General features: G+C 65.8%; 1 protein-coding gene. It reads right to left on the reverse strand.

Annotation, left to right across the window (positions count from 1 at the left end):
- Window positions 1-403: 403 nt before the first annotated feature.
- Window positions 404-901, reverse strand: coding sequence for a hypothetical protein (locus tag AC5P09_RS51950; RefSeq protein WP_493880630.1), 498 nt, complete (start codon window positions 899-901; stop codon window positions 404-406).
- Window positions 902-948: the final 47 nt, after the last annotated feature.

A 948-nucleotide genomic window follows, 5' to 3' on the forward strand; every position in this document is an offset into this window, starting at 1 on the left:
CCTCGCCTTCCTCGGCCTGGCCGCCGCCCTCACCTGCTACAAGAAGCTCGCAAAACTCACCACGTGAGACAACCTCTAAATGAATTCCCTACGTGCTTCGGCGGGCCGGCAGAAGCGCGTAGAAGGACACGGGGATGCGGTGGGGCGGTGACGACGGTCGCCGGATCGCCCTTGGTCTCGCGCCAACCGCCAGCAACTGTGCGGAAGAGAGGCCCTGTTGCTGCTCGCGATGATCGCGCTGTCGAACGTCGGCCGGATTGTCGAGACGCCCGTTGGGCTCCCACGGTGATCGCCTCGGCGGGCAGACGCGTCCGCCTGGAAGTAGCGATCCATGGCGGTGGCGCATGGGGGCAGGGCGTCGCAATTCTCTTCTCTGCCCCCCCCACGCAGCCCAGGCCGACGACTACCCCAGGTTGTTAACCTCATCTGCCCGGTTCGCGGGCTGGTGCTTCGGGATGGCGTTCAGAGCCGCTGCGAAGCCGGAGATGTCGTCCCGGCTCATAGAGGCCCGGATCCGCACCCGCAGGCCCGCGGTCCCCCTCTTCACGATGGGGAAGAAGTCCGGTTCGACGTAGTAGCCGGCTTCCGCCAACTTCCGTGAGGCATCGATGGCGTCCCGCTCGAGGCCGAGGACGATATAACGGATCGGCACTGCGTTGGCCCGTCCGTCGGATTCCACCAGTTCGTCGAAGTGACGCAGATTCTCCTGCAGCCGCTGCTGCAGGCTGACCAGTTCCACACTGCGGTGAAGCCGTGCCGACTCGATGATGGCCCCGAGCCCGGCGGTGTTGATCCGCTGCGACCACATCATCGGCCCGCTGGTCCGCTGCACGGTATGGCGCACGGACTTGTCACCCCGTGGCCCGAACAGAATGAGCTGTTCCCAGTAACCGTCGGCCACCGTCCGTGAGCGAGCGGCGTGTCGTGCGGTCCGTGGTATCCCCAAGT

The organism is Streptomyces sp. a15, assembly GCF_059026085.1.